Source organism: Ralstonia sp. TCR112 (assembly GCF_007997035.1).
Lineage (GTDB): Bacteria > Pseudomonadota > Gammaproteobacteria > Burkholderiales > Burkholderiaceae > Ralstonia > Ralstonia edaphi.
This window is the reverse complement of record NZ_VOSS01000248.1, coordinates 1-1,161: the sequence shown is the minus strand read 5'-3', so window position 1 is coordinate 1,161 and position 1,161 is coordinate 1. Positions and strand designations below refer to the sequence as shown.

Below are 1,161 nucleotides of genomic sequence, written 5' to 3'. Positions count from 1 at the left end.
CCTCGCAGCCGGTGCGCCGCTGCCGGCGTTCGGTGATGAATCGGCGTGCCGCTATTGCGCGGCGCGTGGCTTGTGCCGCAAGGGGTATTGGACCGACGGCGCGCCCCGCGAGCCGGAGGGGGCGGCATGAGCGATCACGCTTACGAACGCGACGGCGCGGCCGTCTCGCCCGAGGCTTTTTCGCGCGCGGCGTGCGATCCGCAGCGCTCGGTCGTGGTGGAAGCGTGTGCGGGCAGCGGCAAGACGTGGCTGCTGGTCACGCGCATGTTGCGTTTGCTGCTGGCAGGTGCGGCACCGTCCGACATTCTCGCCATCACGTTCACGCGCAAGGCGGCCGAAGAGATGCGCCAGCGTTTGCTCGACATCCTCGCGCAGCTGGCCAGCGCCGACGATGAAGGCGTCGTGCGAGAGCTCATCGCCCGCACGGTGGATGAGCGTGATGCGCCGGCGCTGATTGAAACCGCGCGCGGGCTGTATGCGCGCGTGCTGGAATCGCCGTCGCGCATGGCGATCGACACGTTCCACGGCTGGTTTGGTTCGCTGCTGCGCGGGGCGCCGTTGTCGTCTGGCGTGCAGCAGGGCGCGTCGTTGCGCGAAGACGCCGGGCGGCTGCGGCGTGAAGCTTGGGCGCCTTTCTGGCGCGGCTTGCTGGCCGAAGATCACGCCGAATTGCGCGCCGCGTATGAAGCGCTTGCCGATCTGGTCGGCGATTTCCAGGCCGGTCGTCTGCTCGACGCCATGTTCCATCAGCGCAGCGATTGGTGGGCCTACAAGACACAGGCAGGCGGTCGTCCGCTGGATGCGCTGGATGAGCTGCTCGGCGACGATGCGACGGTCGATCCGCTGATCGAAGCGCTGCAGGATGCGGCGTTGCTCGCCGACATGCTGCGCGTATCCGGCTGGCTCGGGCAGGGCGGTGCGGCCGAGGGCAAGCGTGCGGTGGCCATTGAATCTGCGGTCACCGCGGCGCGCGGAATGGACCTGTCGGATGAGGCCGCCCGCGCGCAGGCCTTTGACGTGCTGTTTGCCGCTTTCCACACGCAGGCCGGCAAGGCGCGCGCTTGCAAGCCGACCAAGGCGCTCATCAAAGCCGTCGGCGACGAGCACGCGCAAACGCTGGTGACCTTGCACACCACGCTCTGCGAGACGCTGACGACCATC

1 protein-coding gene is annotated in these 1,161 nt (G+C 68.6%); it reads left to right on the top strand.

Annotated elements, in window-relative coordinates:
- Positions 1-126 precede the first annotated feature (126 nt).
- The coding region (locus FUT88_RS25665) for a UvrD-helicase domain-containing protein (RefSeq protein ID WP_147219358.1) at positions 127-1,161 on the top strand (1,035 nt) is incomplete at its 3' end.